19 protein-coding genes are annotated in these 20,441 nt (G+C 73.5%); 8 read left to right on the top strand and 11 right to left on the bottom strand.

Features of this window, described 5'->3' with window-relative positions:
* Window positions 1-813 carry a YczE/YyaS/YitT family protein gene (locus ACLQ2R_RS11360; protein ID WP_425959366.1) on the bottom strand — a complete coding sequence of 271 codons (813 nt, stop codon included), beginning with the start codon at window positions 811-813 and terminating at the stop codon, window positions 1-3.
* A 94-nt stretch (window positions 814-907) separates the two neighbouring features.
* Between ACLQ2R_RS11360 and ACLQ2R_RS11355 the strand changes: the two genes are divergently transcribed.
* Complete coding sequence (locus tag ACLQ2R_RS11355) at window positions 908-2,395, top strand: PLP-dependent aminotransferase family protein (RefSeq protein ID WP_425959365.1); 1,488 nt, start codon at window positions 908-910, stop codon at window positions 2,393-2,395.
* Window positions 2,396-2,493: 98 nt separating this feature from the next.
* Here the strand turns inward: ACLQ2R_RS11355 and ACLQ2R_RS11350 are convergent, their stop codons facing one another.
* Entirely contained in the window at window positions 2,494-3,330 is an 837-nt protein-coding gene (locus ACLQ2R_RS11350) for a hypothetical protein (protein WP_425959364.1), read from the bottom strand.
* 130 nt (window positions 3,331-3,460) lie between these two features.
* Window positions 3,461-3,757 carry a hypothetical protein gene (locus tag ACLQ2R_RS11345; RefSeq protein ID WP_425959363.1) on the bottom strand — a complete coding sequence of 99 codons (297 nt, stop codon included), beginning with the start codon at window positions 3,755-3,757 and terminating at the stop codon, window positions 3,461-3,463.
* A 238-nt stretch (window positions 3,758-3,995) separates the two neighbouring features.
* Between ACLQ2R_RS11345 and ACLQ2R_RS11340 the strand changes: the two genes are divergently transcribed.
* The gene (locus tag ACLQ2R_RS11340; protein WP_425959362.1) at window positions 3,996-4,994 is read left to right on the top strand and encodes an ABC transporter substrate-binding protein; all 999 of its coding nucleotides are present in this window, start codon (window positions 3,996-3,998) and stop codon (window positions 4,992-4,994) included.
* 25 nt (window positions 4,995-5,019) lie between these two features.
* On the opposite strand, the gene ACLQ2R_RS11335 is transcribed toward ACLQ2R_RS11340, so the two are convergent.
* The 6 genes from ACLQ2R_RS11335 to ACLQ2R_RS11310 form a co-directional block, all read right to left on the bottom strand.
* On the bottom strand, window positions 5,020-6,777 hold the full coding sequence (locus ACLQ2R_RS11335; protein ID WP_425959361.1) for an ABC transporter ATP-binding protein: 1,758 nt from the start codon (window positions 6,775-6,777) through the stop codon (window positions 5,020-5,022).
* Window positions 6,774-8,594 carry an ABC transporter transmembrane domain-containing protein gene (locus ACLQ2R_RS11330; RefSeq protein ID WP_425959360.1) on the bottom strand — a complete coding sequence of 607 codons (1,821 nt, stop codon included), beginning with the start codon at window positions 8,592-8,594 and terminating at the stop codon, window positions 6,774-6,776. The genes ACLQ2R_RS11335 and ACLQ2R_RS11330 overlap by 4 nt, the downstream gene beginning before the upstream one ends.
* Window positions 8,591-9,625 (bottom strand): FecCD family ABC transporter permease, encoded by a 1,035-nt coding sequence (locus ACLQ2R_RS11325; RefSeq protein ID WP_425959359.1) that lies wholly within the window; start codon window positions 9,623-9,625, stop codon window positions 8,591-8,593. Before ACLQ2R_RS11325 ends, ACLQ2R_RS11330 begins: the two co-directional genes overlap by 4 nt.
* Entirely contained in the window at window positions 9,622-10,620 is a 999-nt protein-coding gene (locus tag ACLQ2R_RS11320) for an iron chelate uptake ABC transporter family permease subunit (protein ID WP_425959358.1), read from the bottom strand. The genes ACLQ2R_RS11325 and ACLQ2R_RS11320 overlap by 4 nt, the downstream gene beginning before the upstream one ends.
* Before the next feature lie 363 nt (window positions 10,621-10,983).
* Window positions 10,984-12,558: an N-acetylmuramoyl-L-alanine amidase gene (locus tag ACLQ2R_RS11315; RefSeq protein ID WP_425959357.1), complete on the bottom strand. Its 1,575-nt coding sequence runs from the start codon at window positions 12,556-12,558 to the stop codon at window positions 10,984-10,986.
* 407 nt (window positions 12,559-12,965) lie between these two features.
* Window positions 12,966-13,565 carry a DUF1349 domain-containing protein gene (locus ACLQ2R_RS11310; RefSeq protein ID WP_425959356.1) on the bottom strand — a complete coding sequence of 200 codons (600 nt, stop codon included), beginning with the start codon at window positions 13,563-13,565 and terminating at the stop codon, window positions 12,966-12,968.
* A 245-nt stretch (window positions 13,566-13,810) separates the two neighbouring features.
* Here ACLQ2R_RS11310 and ACLQ2R_RS11305 point away from each other — a divergent pair, with 245 nt between their 5' ends.
* Window positions 13,811-14,305, top strand: a complete 495-nt coding sequence (locus tag ACLQ2R_RS11305) for a cupin domain-containing protein (RefSeq protein ID WP_425959355.1) — start codon at window positions 13,811-13,813, stop codon at window positions 14,303-14,305.
* Window positions 14,306-14,309: 4 nt separating this feature from the next.
* Window positions 14,310-14,981, top strand: coding sequence for an ArsR/SmtB family transcription factor (locus ACLQ2R_RS11300; RefSeq protein ID WP_425959354.1), 672 nt, complete (start codon window positions 14,310-14,312; stop codon window positions 14,979-14,981).
* Window positions 14,982-15,067: 86 nt separating this feature from the next.
* Here ACLQ2R_RS11300 and ACLQ2R_RS11295 read toward each other — a convergent pair whose 3' ends face one another.
* Both ACLQ2R_RS11295 and ACLQ2R_RS11290 read right to left on the bottom strand, forming a co-directional pair.
* On the bottom strand, window positions 15,068-17,386 hold the full coding sequence (locus tag ACLQ2R_RS11295; protein ID WP_425959353.1) for an SDR family NAD(P)-dependent oxidoreductase: 2,319 nt from the start codon (window positions 17,384-17,386) through the stop codon (window positions 15,068-15,070).
* 14 nt (window positions 17,387-17,400) lie between these two features.
* The gene (locus ACLQ2R_RS11290) at window positions 17,401-18,111 is read right to left on the bottom strand and encodes a TetR/AcrR family transcriptional regulator (RefSeq protein ID WP_425959352.1); all 711 of its coding nucleotides are present in this window, start codon (window positions 18,109-18,111) and stop codon (window positions 17,401-17,403) included.
* Window positions 18,112-18,305: 194 nt separating this feature from the next.
* Here ACLQ2R_RS11290 and ACLQ2R_RS11285 point away from each other — a divergent pair, with 194 nt between their 5' ends.
* From ACLQ2R_RS11285 to ACLQ2R_RS11270, 4 genes are all read left to right on the top strand, one after another.
* Window positions 18,306-19,025, top strand: coding sequence for a maleylpyruvate isomerase family mycothiol-dependent enzyme (locus tag ACLQ2R_RS11285; RefSeq protein ID WP_425959351.1), 720 nt, complete (start codon window positions 18,306-18,308; stop codon window positions 19,023-19,025).
* Window positions 19,026-19,296: 271 nt separating this feature from the next.
* Entirely contained in the window at window positions 19,297-19,689 is a 393-nt protein-coding gene (locus ACLQ2R_RS11280) for a hypothetical protein (protein WP_425959350.1), read from the top strand.
* The gene (locus tag ACLQ2R_RS11275; protein WP_425959349.1) at window positions 19,686-20,213 is read left to right on the top strand and encodes a DUF6036 family nucleotidyltransferase; all 528 of its coding nucleotides are present in this window, start codon (window positions 19,686-19,688) and stop codon (window positions 20,211-20,213) included. The genes ACLQ2R_RS11280 and ACLQ2R_RS11275 overlap by 4 nt, the downstream gene beginning before the upstream one ends.
* A gap of 34 nt (window positions 20,214-20,247) precedes the next feature.
* On the top strand, window positions 20,248-20,430 hold the full coding sequence (locus tag ACLQ2R_RS11270; protein ID WP_425959348.1) for a hypothetical protein: 183 nt from the start codon (window positions 20,248-20,250) through the stop codon (window positions 20,428-20,430).
* The last annotated feature ends 11 nt before the right edge of the window (window positions 20,431-20,441 follow it).

Genomic DNA, 20,441 nt, shown 5'->3' with positions numbered 1-20,441 from the left:
TCACCCGGTGGGGGCGCCGGCCCGTCGCCGGTAGCCCTCGCCGTCCTCGCCGTCCTCGCCGCTCTTGCCGTCCTTTCGCGCGGCCGGGGAACGCGCGGGCCGGTCGTCGGCGCGGTAGGCGAACCAGGGCAGGAAGAACTGGGCGACTGGGCCGACCGCGAGCGCGTACAGGACGGTGCCGGCGCCTGCCCTCCCGCCGAGGAGCCAGCCCGCGGTGAGCACGGTGAGCTCGATCAGCGTACGGACGAGCCGGATGGAGCGCCCGGTCACGGCGGCCGTGCCGGTCATCAGCCCGTCGCGGGGGCCGGGCCCGAAGCGCGCGCCGACGTAGAGGGCCATGGCGAACCCGTTGAGCAGGACGCCCCCGGCCAGCAGACCGATCCGCCCCGGCAGGCCGAGGTTCGCCGGGACGAGCCAGAGACCCAGGTCCGAGGACGTCGCCAGGACGGCGATGTTGGCGAAGGTGCCGAACGTCGGTCTCTGACGCAGGGGGATCCACAGCAGGAGCACCAGGGCCCCGACGGCGGCGCTGATCGTGCCGAAACTCAGGGGGACGTGATGCCCCAGGCCCTCGTACAGCACGCTCCAGGGGTTGACGCCCAGCGAGGCCCGGAGCATCAGCGAGAGGCTGAACCCGTACAGGGCCAGGCCGGTGAACAGCCGGCAGAGGCGTCCCAGCGGGCGCTCGCCGAGGGGGAGGTAGGTGAGGGGCGGTACGGGCGGGCGCGCGGACGCTGCCGGCCCGGCCGTGGGACGTCTCTCGTGACGGCGCGGAAAGCCGCGCCCGTGACGGTCGGTGATCTCCTGCTTCATGCCGGTCGCCTCCGGTGGACGTGTCTCGGGCCGATGGAGGCGATCCTGGTACGGTGACCGGCCTGGAGAACATGGCCAATTTCCGAGGAGTGGCATGGCCGGCTCGAACCCGCCCCGGCCCCCGGAGGGGACGGGCCGCACCGGCCGCGTCCTGGGGAGCCGGCAGCTCGCCGCCCTGCTGCCCGACGCGGCGGGATCGCGGCCCGCCTACCGCCACCTGGCCCAGGCGATCAGCGCGCTGATCCTGGACGGGCGGATCGCGTTGCACGTCAGGCTCCCGGCCGAGCGGGAGCTGGCCTCCGCCCTGAACATCAGCCGGGCCACCGTCACCGCCGTGTACGACCTGCTGCGCGAGAGCGGCCACGCGCGCAGCCGCCAGGGTTCGGGCACCTGGACGGCCCTGCCCGAGGGGGCCGTCCCCAGGGACGTCACCCGGCGTCTCGAGCCCCCGGACACGACGATCGACCTGGCCAGGGCGGCTCCGGGGCTGCCGGAGCGGGTGCTCGCCGACGCCCTGCACCGGGTCGCGCCCCGGCTGGCCGAGCACGCGCACACCCCCGGCTACCACCCCTACGGGCTTCCGGAGCTGCGCGCCGCGGTCGCCGCGCGTTTCACCCGGCGGGGGCTGGCCACCGTGCCCGAACAGGTCCTGGTCACCTCCGGCGCGCAGCACGCCCTCACGCTCGTCCTGGGGCTGCTGTGCCGCCCCGGCGACCGCGTCATGACCGAGAACCCGTCCTATCCGAACGCCCTGGAGGCCCTGCGACGCGCCCGGCTGCGCACCGTGCCGGTCCCGATGACCGACGACGGCTGGGACGTCGAGATCGTCGAGTCCACCCTGCGGCAGGTGGTTCCCCGGCTGGCCTACCTGATCCCCGACTTCCACAACCCGACCGGCCTGCTCATGCCCGGTCACGAACGCGCCCGCGTCCTGCGCGCCGCCCAGCGCTCCGGCACCTGGCTGGTCGTCGACGAGACCATGGCCGACCTGGCCCTCGACGTCCCCGCGCCACGGCCCTTCGCCTCGTACGCCGAACCCGGCGGGGCCGGTCAGGTCATCACCGTCGGCTCGATGAGCAAGACCCACTGGGGCGGCCTGCGCGTCGGATGGCTGCGCGCCCCGTCGCGTCTGGTCACCGAGCTGGCCGGTCAGCGCATCGCGACCGACCTGGGCGGTTCGGTCCTGGACCAGCTCTTGGCCCTGGACCTGCTGGGCCGGGAGGAGGAGCTGCTTCCGCAACGCCTGGAGCGCGTGCGCGAGCAGCGTGCGGCCCTGGTCGCCGCCCTGTCCGAGCGCATCCCGCGGTGGACCTGGCGGACCCCGCCCGGCGGCCTGTCGCTCTGGGTCGACCTGGGCGAGCCCATCGCCTCGGCGCTGGCCGAGCGTGCCATGGACTACGGGGTGCGGATCGAGGGCGGCGCCTACTTCGCCGGCGAGCCGGGCGTCTTCGAGCAGCGTCTGCGCATCCCGTACACGACACCTCCGGACACCCTGCGCGAGGCCGTGCACCGCATGGCCGCCACGCTCGCCGCCGGCCTGCCGATCCCGTCGGCCGACCGGCGCCCGAACTGGGTCGCCTGAGGACGCCCCGGACTGCTCCGTCGCGGTCACCCGCGCCGGGCGGGGCAGCAGGTCGGGCGGGTCGGCAGGCCGGGGCGCGTACAGGATGCCGGGATGCGTCAGGAGGCCGGGGCGGGCGGGGTGACGGGTGCCGACGGGGTGGCGGGTGCGGGCGGAGAGGCCGGTGCGGTCGGTGCGGTCGGGACCCCCGGAGTGGGCGGGGTCGCGGGCGCGGACGGGGCGGCCGGAGGTGCGGCCGGGGGTCCGCCGGGCCGGTGGCCGTGGTGCCGGCCGTCCCGCTCCCCGCGCATGCCGTGCCGGTCGCGCCCGGCCGCGTCGCGGATCATCACGGCGGTGGCCGTCCCGGCGTTCACCGTCGCCATGACCTGGACCTTCTGGCCGGTCTTGATCGTGTCGATGCCGGTACCGGCGCCGGTGTCAGGTCCGGTGCCGGTGCCGGTGCCGGTGCCGGTGCCGGTGCCGGTGTCGGGTCCGGGTCCGGGTCCGGGGCCGCCCCGGCCGATCCGGGTGTCGCCGTTGACCGCGTACTCCCGGGTGTGGCCGTCCTCGCTCCTGACCGTGATCGAGTCCTGGTCGACGGCCGTGACGTCTCCGTACTGGGTGGCGACGGTCACGTAGGCGCCCTTGCCGTCGGGTACGACGAACTCGCCGTGGAGGGCGGGACCGCCCGGGCCCATCCGGTGGCCCCGGCCCCGATGCTGTCCGGGCAGCTTCTCGGAGGGCGGCCCGGACGGGCTCGCCGTCGGGGGCGTGGGGGCGGCCGTGGGTGTCGGGGCCGGCGAGGGCGAGAACGCCGCCGCGCCCGCGACGCCGGCGCCCGTGATCACGACGAGCGCGGTGGTGGCGGCGAGCAGCAGGGAGCGGGGAAGGCGGCGCCTGGGCGGTTCGTTCGCCAGGGTCTCCGCGGAGCTGAATCGATCCGGCTCAGGTGCCATCGTTCTTCCTCCCGATAGATGCGTAATACGACAACCATGCATCAACGCACCTAAAAGCACCGTAAGAGCCGTCCGTAACCGTGCCTCCGGCCCCGCCTCGTGATCGGGGGCGGGGCCGGGGCGGCGCCTCCTAGTGGAGGAGGTAGAGGTCGAAGGAGGAGCCGGCGGCGGCCCTGCACTCGAAGTCGAGGGCGCCGTTGAAGACGGCCCTGACGCCGGCGTTGGCGCAGAAACTGCGCATCTTGTAGTTGCCCGCGTAGTACCAGCCTCCGGCGAGCCGTGCGGAGTCGGACGCCGACACGGTCGCGGACGACGCGGACGACGCGGACGACGCGGTCGCTGCCGTCGCGGGAGCGGCCGTGGCCGTGGCGCCGAGGGCCAGCCCGCCGGCGATCAGCACCGCCGTGGCCAGACGACGAGTTCTCATTCTGTTTCCGCCCTTCGTGAGGAGGCGCGCGTTCGTGAACGTCGATCCGATGAGAATCGCGGCCGAAGCGCGTCATGTCCCTTCAGAGAGTCCACGGGCTTCCTTGGAAGCCACTTGCGGATCACCTGGAGATCCTCGTGCGGCGATGCGGCTCGTCCGGATCCGGCGAGACGGCCCGTCCCAAAATACTTAGGCAATGCTAACCTAAGTGCACGTTCAGGACCTTCCAAGGAGCACGATGAAAGCCGGCGTTCCCTCCCTTCGTTCACGGTTCGTCGCGGCACTGGTGGCGGGAGCCTTCGCGCTGGCGGCATGCGGCTCCCCGGCGGCGCCCGCGCAGAGACCGGCCGCCTCGCCGGGCAACGCGGCCTTTCCCGTCTCGATCGAGCACAAGTTCGGCTCCACGACCGTGCCGGCCCAGCCGCAGCGGGTCGTCACCGTCGGCTGGAACGACCAGGACTTCGCGCTGTCCCTCGGCGTGGTCCCGGTCAGCACGCGGGCGTGGTTCGACGAGTACGCGACCTACCCCTGGGTCGCGCCGAAGCTGAACGGCAAGCCCCTGTCCGCCTTCTCCGCCGAGCTGAACTACGAGGCCATCGCCAAGGAGCGTCCCGACCTGATCCTCGCCTTCTACGAGGTGATCTCGAAGGAGGCGTACGAGAAGCTGTCGTCGATCGCCCCGACGGTCGTGCAGTCGGCCACCTACCCCGACGAGCAGACGCCCTGGGACGTGCAGACGCTGACCACCGGCAAGGCCCTCGGCAAGAACGCCGAGGCCCAGGCGCTGGTCGACAAGGTCAAGGCCAGGATCGAGGAGGCGAAGAAGGCGCACCCCGAGTTCGCCGGCAAGATCATGGCGGTCGACTTCGGCCCGGACAAGGGCCAGCACTGGATCCTCCCGGCCAAGGACCCGCGCCGCGCGCTGTTCGACGCGCTCGGGTTCGGCACCCAGGAGGTCGAGAACGAGCTCAGCGAGGAACGGCTCGACCTCATCGACAAGGACGTGCTGTTCGTCAACGGCGCGACCAAGAAGACGATGCTGGCCTCGCCCGCCTTCTCCCGGCTGGACGTGGTCAAGACCGACCGCACCCTCTACGCCGGCTTCGACACCCCGCTGGGCGGCGCGCTGTCCTACAGCGGCCCCGACGCCCTGCTGTACGCGCTGGACGCCCTCGTCCCGCAGCTCGCCAACGCCGTGGACGGCGACCCGGCCACCGTGGTCGGCGACCTGTCGTAAGGAACGTCGCCCCGGCGCGAGACGCTCAGCGGGTCTCCCACGCCTGCCAGAGGCGGGCGTAGCGGCCGCCGGCGGCGACCAGACGATCGTGGGGCCCCTCCTCGACGATCCGCCCGTGCTCCAGGACGACGACCCGGTCGGCGGAGACGGCCTGGGTCAGCCGGTGCGCCACGACCAGGGTGGTCCTGCCGCGCGTGGCGGCGGCGGCCGAGTCCTCCAGCACGCGGGCGCCCATGCTGCCCGCCTCCGCGGTGGCCTCGTCCAGGACGGCGACGGCCGGATCCGCCAGGACCAGGCGGGCCAGGGCGAGCTGCTGCGCCTGGGCGGCCGTCACCTCGTGGCCGCCCTCCCCGACCACGGTGTCCAGGCCCTCGGGCAGCGCCAGCACCCACGGCAGCGCCCCGACCGTCTCCAGCGCCGAGGAGACCTGCCCGGCCGTCGCGCCGGGACGGGCCAGGCGCAGGTCCTCGACGAGGGGCCCGGCGAAGACGTGGGTCTCCTGCGTGATGATCGCCACGTGCCGGCGGAGTTCCGCCGTGCCGAGCGAGGAGGGGGAGACCCCGCCGATCAGCACGCTGCCGCCGCCCGGACGCAGCGAACCGGCCGCGATGGCGGCCAGGGTCGACTTGCCCGCACCGGTCGAGCCGACCAGGGCCACCCGGGCACCGGCGGGGACGCGCAGGGTGACGCCGTGCAGCACCTCGGCCGAGTCGTCGTAGCCGAAGCGCACGTCGACCAGGTCGAGCGATGCGTCGGCCGGCGCCGGTCCCCCCTCGGGCTCGGGGGCGGGCTCCAGCCGCACGACGCCGACCAGCCTAGCCAGGCTCGCCCCGGCCGCCTGTACCTCGTCGAAGACGAACAGCAGCGTGCCGATCGGGTTGAACAGCCGGTGGAACAGCACGGCCGCGGCGGCGGCCTCGCCGACGGTGACGGCGTCCGCGCGGACCAGCAGGAAACCGGCGGCCAGGATGGTGGTCAGGCCGCAGAACTCGGCCCTGTTGACCCGCCCCACGAAACGCGTGAACAGGTCCAGCACCCCGACCGACACCTCGCTCGAGTCGCGTGAGGTGGTCTCGACGGCGCGCAGGTGGTCCTCCTCCACGCGGTAGGCGTGGACCGTGCGCACGCCCTGCATGCTCTCCACCAGCCGTTGCGACGAGCGCGCGACCGAGGCGCGCTGCCTGGCGTAGTGGGGCGCGGCACGCGGGAGGTACCAGCGCAGCGCCAGCACGTACAGCGGCACCGCGACGGCCCCGGCCAGGCCGAGCCGCCAGTCGAGGCCGACCATCGCGGCCAGGCTCAGCGTGCCGAGCAGGATCGAGGCGATCACGCCGGGGACCACGTCGGAGACGGCCCCGGTGACCTCGGCGGCGTCCGCGCTGACGCGCGACAGCAGGTCGCCCCTGCCCGCGCGTTCCAGCCGGGTGAGCGGGAGCGCCAGCGCGCTCGCGACCGTACGCTCGCGCAGGTCGGCCAGGATCTGGCCTCCCAGCCTGGCCACCAGGTAGGACGTCAGCCCGGTGGCCGCACCGCCGACGAGCGCCGACAGCGCGATGGTCACGGCGACGCCGACGATCACCGAGGTGCCCGACTGCTCGCGCACGCGGTCGACGAGCATGCCCATCACGTACGCGGGGACGACCGACGCGGTCGCGCCGAGCAGGCCCACGAGCAGTGTCACGACCACGGCGCCACGCCGCTCGCGCAGGCGGGGACGGATCCAGCGCCAGGTCTCGCGGCCGCTCGCGATCGGCAGCAGGTCCCGTTCCCGTGGCGTGCTCATCGCTGCACCGTCCGCCGGTAGTCGTCGTCGGTGGCACCCAGGCCGGCGTGCGACCCCTCGGCGACCACCCTGCCGCCGTCCAGCACGACCACCCGGTCGGCGGCGGCGAGCAGGGCGGGGCTGGTGGTCACGACCACGGTGGTGAACAGGCCGCTTCCGGGGTGGCGCAGGGAGCGCAGGCCCTGGGCGATGTCCTGCTCGGTGACCGTGTCCACGGCCGTGGTCGGGTCGTGCAGCACCAGGACCGCCGGGCGGGCCAGCAGCGCCCTGGCCAGGGCCACCCGCTGGCGCTGACCGCCCGACAGGCTCGCGCCTCGCTCCACCACCCGGTGTTCCAGGCCGCCGGGATGGGCGGCGACCACGTCGTCGGCCGCGGACGCGCTCAGCACCGCCGCGAACTCCTCCGGGCTCCGGGGACGGCCGCCCACGGTCAGGTTGGTGGCGAGGGTCCCTTCGAACAGGTCGGTGTGGTGGGGTTCGACGAGGATCCGGCCACCGGCCCGTACGGTTCCGTCGTACTCGTCGGGGCTCACCCGCCCGGACAGCACCCGCACCAGCGCCTCGGCGTCGGCGGGACGGTAGGCCACGACACCGACGAACTCGCCCGGCCCGGCCACCAGGTCCAGCCCCGCGAGCGTGCCGTGGCGCAGCCCGGCCACCTCCAGCCCGATCGGTCCCACGGGGCCGACCGGCCCTTCCGGCCCGGCCGGCTCTCGTGCCGTCCGGCCGGAGTCGCCGAGGACGGCGGGTGGCGGCCCGGCGGACGACGGCCCGGCGGACGGCGGTTCCGCGGGCAGCAGCGGGGGCGCGCCGGTCACGCGCGCCACCCGGTCGGCCGAGGCGCGCGCCTCGGCCACCCAGCCGGGCACCATCGTCAGCGTGCCCACGGGCTCCATCAGGAACTGCGCCAGCCCGATCACCGTCAGGAACTCACCGGCCGAGATCCGGCCGCGCAGCGCGAACCACCCGGCGAGCACCGCGATCCCGCACGCCAGCAGCGCGCCGCCCGCGCTGGAGACGGCCGCGTAGATCCCCTGGGTACGGGCGGCGCGCAGCGCGGCGGCCAGCGAGAGCCGGCTGACCCGCGCGTACCGCCGGGAGGCCGCCGCCTCGGCGCCGAGGCCGCGCAGCGGTCGTACGCCGCTGACCAGGTCGGTCGCCAGCGACGCGGCCCGGCCGGCCAGCTCCTGCTGGTCGGCGACGTGCCGGGTGATGTACGGGGTGCCGGCGTGCAGCACCAGCAGCGTCAGGGGGGTGGCGACCAGGACGGCCACCCCGAGGGGCAGGTCGACGAGCAGCAGCGTCACGGCGCACACCGCGGCGGCGACCAGCGCCCCGACCGCGCGCGGCAGGTGGTCCAGGAGCTCGGCGGTGGCGTCGGTGTCACCGGAGGAGATCGTCAGCAGCTCGCCCGCGCGCAGGTCGGTGTCCAGCCCGCGCCGGTCGATGATCCTCCCGGCGAGTTCCAGGCGCAGCAGGTGGGCCTCGTCGGCGATGGCGCGCATGAGGGTCCGCGCGCCGTACCGGTAGGCCATGGTCAGGGCGGTGAACAGCGCGGCCAGCGCGGCCGACCACCACAGCAGCGACCCGCCGTCGCCCGGGCCGATCGCGCGGTCGACGATCACGCCGATGAGGATCGGCACACTCGCCTCGCACACCTGGTGCAGGCTGAGCAGCAGGGTGCCCGCGCCCAGGCGCGCGCGGTTGCGCCTGACGGTCCTGCGCAGGACGTCCGCCCCGGTCGTGCGCCGCGCGTCCGCCCCGGTCGTATGCCGCGCGTCGGTCCCGGTCGTGCGCTCCGCGTCCGTTCCGGTCATGCGCGTGCCTGCCTGGCCAGCAGCCAGGCGAAGTAGGCCCCGCCCAGGCTCACGGTCACCACCCCCACCGGTAGTTGCGTCGGAGAGAAAAGCCGCACCGCCAGGAAGTCGCTCACCAGCAGCAGCACCGCGCCGGTCAGGGCGGCGGGGACCAGGGCGATCCCGGGGGCCCGGGTCAGGCGTGCCGCGATCTGCGGGGCCGCGAGCGCGACGAAGGAGATGGGGCCGGCCGTGGCGGTCGCGACGGCGGTCAGCGCCACCCCCACCGCCAGGTAGGCCAGCCTGGCCGGCCCGCCCCGCACACCCAGCGAGGTGGCGGCGTCCTCGCCGAGCTCCATGACGCGCAGGCGCGCGCCCAGGGCCAGCAGCAGCAGGCAGAGCACGCCCAGGGCGCACAGCACAGGCGGGACCTGTTGCCAGCGCAGGTCGTTCAGGGTGCCGCGGGCCCACAGCGCCGCCGCGAAGGCCGCGCGCAGGTCCACCTTGATGATGAGCCATTGGTTCAGCGAGCCGAGGATCGCGCTGACCCCGATCCCCACGATGATCAGGCGCAGTCCCGGCGCCCCGCGCCGGAGGGCCAGCAGGTAGACCACCGTGGCCGCGGCCAGCCCGCCCACCAGGGCTCCCGTGGCGCTCAGCCAGTAGCCGCGGCCCACGAAGGCCATCGTGACCAGGACGCCGGTGTAGGCGCCGGTGTCGAAGCCGATCACGTCGGGGCTGCCCAGCGGGTTGCGCAGCAGCGACTGGAAGACCGCGCCGCTCAGGCCGAGCGCGGCCCCCACCAGCAGGGCCAGCAGTACGCGCGGCAGCCGCCAGTCCAGGACGATCAGCCGGGCGAAACCGGTCTCCTGGCCGGTCAGCACCCGCACGACCTCGCCGGGGGAGAGGGCGAACTCGCCGGTGCCCAGCGCGAGCACCGCCACCACGGCCGCCACCGCGACCAGGATCGCGCACACCACGGCCGTCCGTACGGCCAGGCGCATCGAGAAGGCGGGCCAGGGGCGTACCACCACGGTCCTGCGGGCCGTCACAGCGCACCGGCCCTGGACCTGCGGACCATCCAGATCAGCAGGGGCGCCCCGACGAACGCCGTGACGATCCCCGCCTGCAACTCGGCCGGCCTGATGACCAGCCGGCCGACGACGTCGGCGGCCAGCAGCAGGACGGGGCCGCAGACGAGCGTGAAGGCCAGGATCCAGCGCTGGTCGGGGCCGATCAGCCAGCGGGCCGCGTGCGGGACCATCAGGCCGACGAACCCGATCGGCCCCACCGCGGCCGTGGACGCGCCGGCCAGCAGCATCACCGCCACCAGGGCCAGGGTCCTCGTGGTCGCGACGCTCGCGCCCAGGGAGCGGGCCAGGTCGTCGCCCATCGCGACCGCGTTGAGCGACCTGGCCGTCAGCAGCGCCAGGAACAGGCCGACGCCGACGAACGGGGCGATGGCCCAGGCGATGTCCAGGTCACGCCCGCCGAGGGTACCGACGTCCCAGAAGCGGAGGTAGTCGAAGGCGCGGGGGCGGATCAGCCTGATCCCGCTCGACAGGCCCTCCAGCACCGCGCCCAGCGCCACCCCGGCCAGCGTCAGCCGCAGGGGGGTCGCGCCGGCCCTGCCCATCGAGCCGAGCGCGTAGACCGCCACCAGCGCGACGGCCACCCCGGCGAAGGCGAACCAGACGTAGGCCCAGATGTCGGTCAGCCCGAGCAGCCCGACCGCGATCACCACGAACAGCGCCGCCCCGGCGTTGGCGCCGAGGATCTGCGTGTCGGCCAGCGGGTTGCGCGTCACGGCCTGGATGAGCGCCCCGCACACCGCCAGCGCGACGCCCACCATGAGGCCGAGGACGGTACGGGGGACGCGCAGGTTGCGGACGAGCGCCTGCTCGTCGGTGTCGGTGAAGTGGAACAGCGCGTCCCAGACGACCTGCGGGCCGATGGCGCGGGTCCCCAGGGCCAGGCTCAGCACGCACGCGACCACCAGCAGCATCAGGCAGACCCAGAGCCAGACGACGCGCCGTGCGGGGGACATGGGAACTCTTTCGTGGCTGCTCTGAGCGGGCGGGGGGCGGAGAGCTCGCCTGAAAGAGGTAAGGCTTTCCTAATTAAGGTAAGCCTAATAGGGATGGGCCAATTTCGACAAACCGGACGGCATGCATCATTCGCGATAAGTGATCATTGGTGGGCGGGGTGGGGTCCGGAAGGCCGCTCGAGGACACGGGGGCGAAGGCCGGGGGCCGGGGCTGAGAGCGAGGAGCAAGAAACGAGGGGCAAGAGGGCGGGCCGGGGTGCGGGGGGCAAGGCGCGGGGGCCGGGGGGGCAAGGCGCGGGGACGGGGCCGAAGAGCCGGGGGTGAGGACCCGGCCGGGGAGCCGGCCGGGCCGGGGAGGGCGGGTCAGAGGCGGGTGAGGCGTACGGCGTCGGCGATGACGAGTCCCGTGCCGGAGGTCCACCTGCTGACGCCGACGGCGTCGTACCTCCCGGCCCTGAGGGTGAAGGTGCCGATGCTCCGCCAGGCGCCGCCACCGGCGCGCTGGTCGACGTAGACCGTCCTGCGCCCGGAGGAGGTGGCCACGACGTACGGGGTGGAGCCGTTGTGGCCGGGGGCCGCCGGGTGCCAGACCCTGACCTGGTAGGCGCCCGCGGAGGGGACGGTGAAGCGGTACCAGGCGACGTCGCTGGACCTGACCGGCTTCGCCTGGCAGTGGTCGGGGCCGTGGCGGCCGGTGGAGGAGGCGGAGACGGCCCACCCCGCGCTCGCGGTGAACGCGCCGGAGGTGGAGTTGTCGACGGTGGCCGACCAGGGGGCGGTGCTCCCCGTGACGTAGCGCATGTACCTGGCCCAGTCCCAGTGGGAGCCCGGGTCGGTGTGCGTGGCGCCGGGGACCTGGTTGTGCCCGATGATGTGCGCGCGGTCCTTGGGGATGCCGTACCTGTCGCAGACGGCGCGGGTCAGGGCCGCCGAGGCGCGGTACATCGCGTCGGTGAACCAGGAGGCGTCATTGACGAACCCCTCGTGCTCGATGCCGATGGACCTGGTGTTGTACGACCGGTTGCCGGCGTGCCAGGCGACGTCCTTGTCGCGGACCATCTGGGTGATGTCGCCGTCGGAGGAGCGGACCACGTAGTGCGCCGAGACCCGGGCGGCGGGATTCTGGAACCAGGAGAGCGTTCCGGCGTAGGCCCCCTGCGTGACGTGGACGACGACGCGGTCGATGGTGTGGCTTCCCGGCCTTGCCGCGACGGTCCGGTTGCCGGCGTTGGCGGCCACCCAGTGCGCGCCCGGGTGGTCCGGGCTCGCGGGCTCGGGAGCCGCCTCCCGCAGGCCCTCGGGGACGCCGCGGTCGGCCCGCACCTCCGTGGCGGGGACGGTGAGGACCTCCCCGCCCGCGACGGTGGCGCGCACGCCCCTGCCGAGGAGGTCGTAGACGGTGTCGGCGTACAGCCTGGCCGTCTCCGGGCCGGAGGCGTTGCCGTACTCGGCCACGGCCCGGTACCACCGCCCGGCGTCCTTCCTGGCGGCGGCGTCGAGGCCGAGGGTGTCGGCGTGGGAACGCAGCACGGCGGCGCCCCCGAGGACGTTGGCCGCGTCGTCCCGGCGCAGCGTCGCCGCCGGTCGCCCGGTCAGCTCGGCCGCGCGTTCCAGGACGCGCGTCGTGGGGTTGCTGACCAGGTGCATCACCCCGTACCCGCCGCTCGCGCTCGGCTCGCCGCCGTGGCCGTCGAGGTGCGTCTCGGCGTACGCGAGCGCCACGAGCAGGTCGCGCGGCACGTCGTAGGCGGCGGCGGCACGGGCGAAGGCGTCCGCCAGGGGGCTCGCCGCCCGGGAGCTCTCCGCCGGGGAACCCGCACTCGGGACGCCTGTCGCCCGGGCGTCCGCCGTCTGGGCGGGCGTGAGGAGCAGGACGGTGAGAACGGCGGACAGGACGGCGGCTGGTCGGCGACGCGAGCGCGGCCGGGCGTTCTGCACGGAGCCTCCTCGAAAATCGGGGATCGGGGCCGGCGTCCCGGGTCGAGGGCCAGGAAGGGCCCGGGACCCGGTGACGAGAGGTCGGGGACGGGGATTCGGGCCCGTCCGGACACCGGCTGATTCGGCACCGTAAAGCAGAATTGCGATAAATGTAAATAATTAACACTTGTTTGCTTGTTTTAATAAATTCCCTTTTTTGATCTGATAGGTCGCCGTATGCGCAGGTGAAAGAGGTCGTGGGCGTCGCGTGCCGGTCGATTCGGGCCGCGGTGGCGGTGCCGCCCTCGCCGGTCGGTCGCCGCGACGGTGGCGGCCACGACGGGACGGCGGGGGCGGGCCTTGGAGGCCGAGGGGCTCCCGCCGTCCGTGAGGAGGTCGCACGCCGTTGTGCGGGTCCGCGGGGGAGGTCAAACGCCGTTGCGCAGGTCCGCGAGGCGTTCCGGGGAGTGGCGGATGTCCTCGAAGCGGACGGTGCAGCCCTGGCCGGTGGGCGACTGCGCCTGGAAGCCGACCTCGGGGTCCCCGTCGAGCGCGAAGTACCTGATCAGGTGCCAGAAGCCCGCGTCCGTCGAGGCGTGGAAGGCGAAGGCGGAACCGAGCCGCGAGATCCGCAGCCTGATGTCGTCGCCCTCCAGGGTCAGGGAGTTGCAGTCGTCGGACACCCCGCGGGTCACCACGGAGACGATCGTGGGCCTGCCCTGCGGGGACATCTCCAGGCAGAACTTCGCCCAGGTGTGCTCGCCGGCGTGCAGCAGGAGGACCCCGGCGTCGTAGGTGGACAGCAGATCGACCCTGACGCGGGCGCTCAGGGTGAAATCCCCCTCCAGCCGCCCGACCAGCGCGGGGGCGTTGGCGAAGCGGTCGGGGCCGCCGGGGTCGGTGAACAGGTCGGTGCCGGGGCCCGCCTCGACGGTCAGGGCGTCGTCGCCGTCGACACTCCATCCGGCCGGCGGGTTCAGCCAGCGCAGCGGGGCGGGGAAGGCGGGCAGGGTGACCGGTTCGGTCATGGGGATCTTCCTCTCACGGTGGGGCGGGAACGCTCTCGACGGCAGGCCCGGAACGGTCGGGTGGTCGTACGGCGGCCCGTCCGGAGGTCTCGCGCCGCGAGGTGATCTTCTCTGGAATGCGACGGTACCGCTCCCGCGAGAGGGGCGGAACGGGTCCTTCCCCCTGTTTCCGCCGGGCCTTCCCTCGCTTGTTCTCTTCTTCTATAGTTCTTTGGAACAATGGCCTGCAGGAGGGTGAGGGTGCGATGTCATACCCGGAGGCGCGTTACGCGGGCGAGGCGGGCGAGAGCAGCGGGGTCTTCCGGCCCGCCTCCGCCGAACCTGACCTGACGATGGGCGCGAGCGGGACGCGGGTGCACTACCTGGGCACCGGCGCGTCGACGGACGGGCAGTTCGGCCTGTACCGCTGGGACATGGGAGGGAAGCCGACCGGTCCGGCACCCCACTTCCACAGGACGATCTCCGAGTCCTTCTTCGTCCTGTCCGGGACGGTCCGCCTGTTCGACGGGGAGCGCACGGTCGACGCGACGACGGGGGACTTCCTCCACGTCCCGCAGGGCGGCATCCACAGTTTCAGCAACACCTCCGGCGAACCGGCGTCCATGCTCATCCTCTTCACGCCCGGGGCGCCCCGCGAGGCGTACTTCGAGGAGCTCGCCGAGATCTCCGCCGGCGGGCGCACCCTGAGCGACGCCGAGTGGACGGAGCTCTACCTCCGCCACGACCAGTACATGGTCTGACGTCATGGCGGAGTTCCCCGAGGAGCCGATCTACCGGCAGCTCGCGCGTATCGGCAGGACGCTGGCCAGCCCCGTGCGGCTGAGGCTGCTCGACGTGCTCGACCAGGGCGAGCGCACCGTCGAGCAGCTCTCCGACGAGGCGGACGTCCCGCTGAAGAACACCTCGGCCCAGCTGCAGCAGCTCCGCGCCGCCCACCTGGTGACGAGCCGCAGGGACGGTACGCGCGTCTACTACCGGCTGGCCGACGAACGGGTCTCCCGGTTCCTGGGTGAGCTGCAGGACTTCGCCGGGGACAGGCTCGCCGACCTCCGGGAGGCCGTGTCCGCGCACCTCGGTGACCCCGTGGCGCTGGAGCCGGTGACCGCCGAGGAGCTGTCCCGGCGCCTGGCCGACCCCGGCGTCGTGGTCGTCGACGTCCGCTCCGCCGCCGCCCACGCCGACGGCCACGTGCCCGGGGCGGTCTCGGTCCCCCTGGCCGAGCTGCGGGACCGGCTCGGGGAGCTGCCCCGGGACGCCGAGATCGTGGCCTACTGCGGCGGGCCCTACTGCGTGGTCTCCCCGCGGGCCGTGCGGCTGCTGCGCGACCACGGCCTGCGGGCGCGCCCGCTGGAGGGCGGGATCACCCGCTGGCGCCGTACGGGGAACCGGACGGAGCAGGGACCCGGAGCGAGGTGACCGCGGGTACCTCGCAGGACCTCGCGGGGTGTCACCGGGCTTCGTGTCGGTCTCGGTGTCGGTGTCGGTCGGTCTCGTGCGGCCTGTCAGGGCCGGTGCCTGCGGACCATGCCCGCCGCCAGGGGCGCGTCCGCGAAGTCCCCGGCCGCGATCCGGGCCGCGACGGTACGGCGCACGAGACGGTCGGCCAGGGAGGGGACGTGCCTGCCGACCATCATCTCGACGCGTCCCCGGGCGGTGGTCGCCACGTCCCGGGGAGCGCGGCGGGAGGTGACGGCGCGGACGATCGCGTCGACCACGCCCTCGACGGGCTCCGGCCGGGAGACCGCGTCCAGGGACAGCCCGGCCCGCCTGGTGCTGTCGTGGATCGGGCTGCGGACCATGCTCGGGTAGACCGTCGTCACGCCGACGTGCGTGCCTACCTCCAGGCGGAGCGCGTCGGCGTAGGCCGCGAGCGCCCGCTTGGAGACACCGTACGCCGCCGCGAGCGGCAGCGGCAGGAGCGCCATCCGCGAGGCGATGAAGACCACCTGCCCGCGGGCGCGTACGAGATGGGGCATGGCGGCGGCCGTCACGCGCCAGGCGCCGAGGAGGTTCAGCCGCAGCTGCGCCTCGGCCTCCTCGCCGGGGGCGAGCTCGGCGGGCGCGGGCCCGCCCCGGCCCGCGTTGTTCACCAGCAGGTCGATGCCGCCGAGCAGCGCCACGGCCTCGGCCACGGCCGCGTCGACGGACGCGGGGGAGGTGATGTCGCACGCGACGATCGGGACACCGGGACCGTCCCCGAGGACGGCGGAGCCGGCGGGGACGGCGATGTCCAGGCCGACCACGCGCGCTCCCCGGGCGGTGAACCGGGCGCTCATGGCCCTTCCGAAGGTCCCGGCGGCGCCGGTGACGACGATCCGGCGACCGGCGAGCGCGCGGGACGGGGAGGGGCGCAGCTCGCGCCGCATGACGCGGAGGTAGCCGTCGACGTCGATCCGCATGTGGGGCCTGCGCTCCCCCCAGCGGGCGCGCGCGGCGGCGAGCTCGGCGGAGGCGATCCTCCGCGCGGTCCGAGGATCGGGCAGGCGGTGGGTCCCGGCGCGTACGGCGGCCACCAGACGCCCCTGGACCTCGACGACGGGCAGCGCCGAACCGGTCGACTGCATCAGCCCGACGTAGCTGATCGAGGCGTCGCCGACGGGGAAGACGTGGCGGTACAGCAGGAGCGACGACGGGTCGGGCACCGGCGCCGGGTCGAGGAACGGCGTCACGGCCCGGTAGCCGGTGCACCAGACGATGTGGTCGACCTCGTCGGACCGGCCGTCGGCGAAGTGGACCCGGGAGCCGTCCAGGCGGGCGATGCCGGGACGCGCGAGGATCTCGCCCCGCGCCACCAGCGCGGGGACCGCGTCGCTCAGGGTCGGGTGGTCCTGGAGCACGCCCCGGACGGGGGCGGGCAGGCGCGGCCCGGCGTGCCGGGGACCGGCCACCCTGAGCACCGCCTGGGAGACCACCTGCCGCACCCGCCAGGGCAGCAGGGCGGCGAGGGCGCCGTTGAGCTGGTCGGAGGGACGGCCGAGCAGCCGCTTCGGCAGCACCCAGACACCCCGCCGGGCCGACAGCAGCACGGCGGAGGCGTGCCCGGCCAGCTCGGCGGCGATGTCCACCGCGGAGTTGCCGGTGCCCACGACGAGCACGCGCCTGCCCGCCAGCTCGGCGGGGCCGACGTAGTCGTGCGCGTGGGACTCGGTGCCGGTGAACGTCCCCGGATACGGAGGGTCGGGCAGAAGGGGCTCGTGGTTGTGCCCGTTGGCCACCACCAGGTGCTCCACCGTCTCGCGGTAGGCCCCCTCGGGACCGGTCAGCTCCAGCTCCCAGCCGTCGCCGGTACGCCTGGCCGACTCCAGGACGGTGCCGAACCGGAACCGCTCGCCGACGCCGAAGTGGTCGGCGTACGAGCGCAGGTACTCCAGCATCTGGGCCCGGCCGGGGTAGTCGGGCCAGTCGGGAGGCATGGGGAAGTCGGAGAACTCGGTACGCGGCCTGCTCGTGTTGAGGCGGAGGCTCTCGTAGGAGGCGGTGCCGGGTTCCAGCCGCCACAGGCCGCCGAGGGAGCCGGCGCGCTCGATCCCGAAGACGGGCAGGCCGGCCTCGACGAGGGCCTTGACGGCGGCGATGCCCGCCGCCCCGCCCCCGACCACGGCGGTCATCCCCGCGGCCGTCGTCTGCCTGGCCGTCACTCCCACGGTCGGCACCTCCGCGGCCGTCGTCCGTTCGGCCGTCACCCCTGCGGCGGTCGGCTCCGCGGTCGCTCCCGTGGCCGTCGTTCCCCGGAGCGTCGTCTCCCGGTCCGGCAGCGCGTCCTCGGCGGTCACGCCCGGGTCCTGTTCCGTCGAGCCCATCCGCTGCCTCCCATATTCCATCGCTTGATGGAATATTAGCCGTCCGAGGCGCGCGCGCCAGGGGGTGCGTAGAGCCGGTCGACGAAACGGTGGGCGTAGGCGCGGAACTCCCGCCGCTCGCGGTCGGCCGTGACCGCGTCGCCTCCCCGGGCGCTCAGCGCGGTCACGTGGCCGTGGGCGGCCCAGACCAGGCTGCGCACGGTGATGTGCGGGGTCGGCTCGACGACCAGGCCCCGGGTGGCCGCCTCCAGCAGGGCGCGCTCGATCTCGCCGTAGATCGGCAGCGAGTACGCCTCGTCCAGGGACAGGTGCAGGGTGGGGTCCAGCCAGCGCCGCAGCCACAGGAACGTGGTCTGCGGGTACTCGTCGAGGAAGTCGACGAACGCGTCCACCAGATCGTGCGCGGCCCCGACCACGTCGCCCGGCGGCTCGGAGCGCACCGCGGTGAGGAGGGCGCGCACCGGCGGCGTGAGCGTCGCCTGTTCCCGTTCGAAGACGCGGGCGAAGCAGGCGTCGTACAGCGACGCCTTGGAGGGGAAGTGGTGGTGCACGCTGGAGACGTCGATCCCGACTCGGGCGGCGATGTCGCGCATGGAGACGCCGTCGGCGCCGTGCCGTGCGAAGAGCACGGTGGCCTCGGCCAGGACGCGGTCACGCGTGGACGGCGCCGAGTCGTCCCTGGGCGGCCGTCCCCGGCGGCGCGTCCGGGACGCGGGGGCCTCTCCTGCTTCCTCGCTCTCGCTCATGCCGGACAGTCTGCCAGGGGCGCCGTCGGCTCATAATCCATCCTCGACGGGATTCGACGGAGCGGTGGACCGCCGTGTTCCGGGGTCGCGTACGGAGAATGCCGGCGCGTTCCGGGGTCGCGTACGGGGAGTGCCGGCGCGTTCCGGGACGGCGTGCGGGGGGATGCCGGGCGTTCCCGGGGTACTGCCGGAACATGACGACACGACCCGGGGACTCCCTGACGGATCTCGATCCGTTCGACATCTTCGACGCCGAGGCGGCCCGCCTCGACCGCTTCTTCTCCGGACTGGACGAGGAGGGGTGGAGGCGTCCCTCGCGGGCGGAGGGCTGGTCCGTCCGCGACGTGCTCGCACACCTGGCGGGGGAGGAGCTGTACAACCACGCCTGCCTGGACGGCGACGTCGACGGGTTCACCGCGATGCTCCGGCGCGAGGGCGTGGGCGACGGTTTCAACGGTTTCAACGAGTGGTGCGTGGCACGGCGCAGGGACCTGCCGGTGCACGAGGTGCTCCAGGAGTGGCGGCGCGAGAACGGCGACACCCGCGCCCGGATGCGCGCGCTCGGCCGCGACGCCTCGCTGCGGACCCTCGCGGGCCCGTACCCGGTGGGTTCGCAGGCCTTTCACTACGACTCCGAGTACGCCACCCACGCCGACGACGTGGGCGCGCCCGTCGGGCCGGACGAGGCCGGTCACCGGGCGCGCTGGCGGGCGAGGGTGGGACTCTTCGCACTGGGTGAGCAGCGGGACTCCGAGGTCCACGCCGAGCTCACCGGAGAAAGGGTCGTGGTGCGCGCGTACGGGACGACCGAGGAGCTTCCCCTTCCGGTGTTCGTGGAGGCGACGGTCGGACGGCTGCCCGACGACCACCCGATGGACCCCGGTCTCAGGGACGCCCTGCGCTGCCTGGCCTGACCCGGCGTGGGCCGGGTGCACCACCGTCCAGCGCCGTCCGGGAGAGTCGTCATCCGGCTCACCACCCGCCGGAGGCGGGACCCGAACACGTACGCCGTCGAGATCGGATTTCCGGCGGCCACGATTTCGATGGATCGCGTCCACGGGGGCGTGCGCTTTTCCACGGTGGCGGGCAGGGGTTCGTCCGGCATTCTCTCCACCTGACACACCTCGGTGAGCAGGGCTGATCCAACCGATCACCTCGGCCGGGCATTGGACTAACGTGATACCCATGAAGCGCGTCCAGCAGTATCAAGCCGCCTCCATCGCGGTACTCGCGGGATGGCTGGCCGATCATTCCGACGAGGAGACACGCTGGCGCCTGGTCGCCGAGTTTCTGGAGGAATACCGGCACGAGCCTCCTGCGGTTCGGCTTCACCTGTTGGCGGCGGAACCCCCCGGCGTGGGAGATCCCCATTGGGATGTCTTTCTCGCCGCACTCGCCGAGCATCTCGCCGCGAAGGATGGTCAGGCCGGCCCCCCCTGGACCGAGTCGCGGCGGCTCCACCGGTTCTGGTTCCCGTTCAACACTCCCGCGGCCCGCGTCGACGCGTTCGTCCACGCACCCGCTTCCTTCCGTCGCCGTGGGGTCTTCATTCACCCTCAAGAACTGGAAGTCGCATGAACGACGCCCCGCTGCTCGATCGGGCCGCGATCGAAGACGCGTTCCAGCGACTGGGGGATCGTCTTGCCCGACGCGGAGTCGTCGCCGACCTTTACATCTTCGGCGGGGCGGCCATGGCCTTGGCCTATGACGCACGCCGATCCACCCGTGACATCGACGCCGTCTTCGAACCCCACGGGATCGTCCTCGACGAGGCACGCGCGGTCGCGTCCGAGCTCGGTCTGCCGTCGTGGTGGCTCAACGAGCAGGCCAGTGCCTACGTCGCTCCCGGCGGAGACAGCTCGGCTCGGCGAGTCTTCGACCATCCAGGACTACGTGTGTCCGCGGCGTCACCGGAACATCTTCTCGCGATGAAAGTTCTGGCTGCTCGCCGACGGGACATCGGCGACATTCGTGCTCTTGTCGAGCGTCTCGCTCTTGGCTCTGTCGATGAAATCCTCACCTTGTGCATGGAGATCTTTCCAGAGGAACCCGTACCTGATCGGGCTCGTCTCATCCTGGAAGACCTCTTCAGCGAAGGCTGAATGTCGTCCTGCCGCCTGTCGAGAGTCAAAGGCGGTGCATTCAGACCAGGACTCCGAGGTCCACGCCGAGCTCACCGGAGAAAGGGTCGTGGTGCGCGCGTACGGGACGACCGAGGAGCTTCCCCTTCCGGTGTTCGTGGAGGCGACGGTCGGACGGCTGCCCGGCGACCACCCGATGGACCCCGGTCTCAGGGACGCCCTGCGCTGCCTGGCCTGACCGTGTGGGGG

It is taken from the genome of Streptosporangium sp. DT93, from assembly GCF_049844535.1.
Lineage (GTDB): Bacteria > Actinomycetota > Actinomycetes > Streptosporangiales > Streptosporangiaceae > Streptosporangium.
This window is presented reverse-complemented; position numbering and strand designations above follow the sequence as displayed.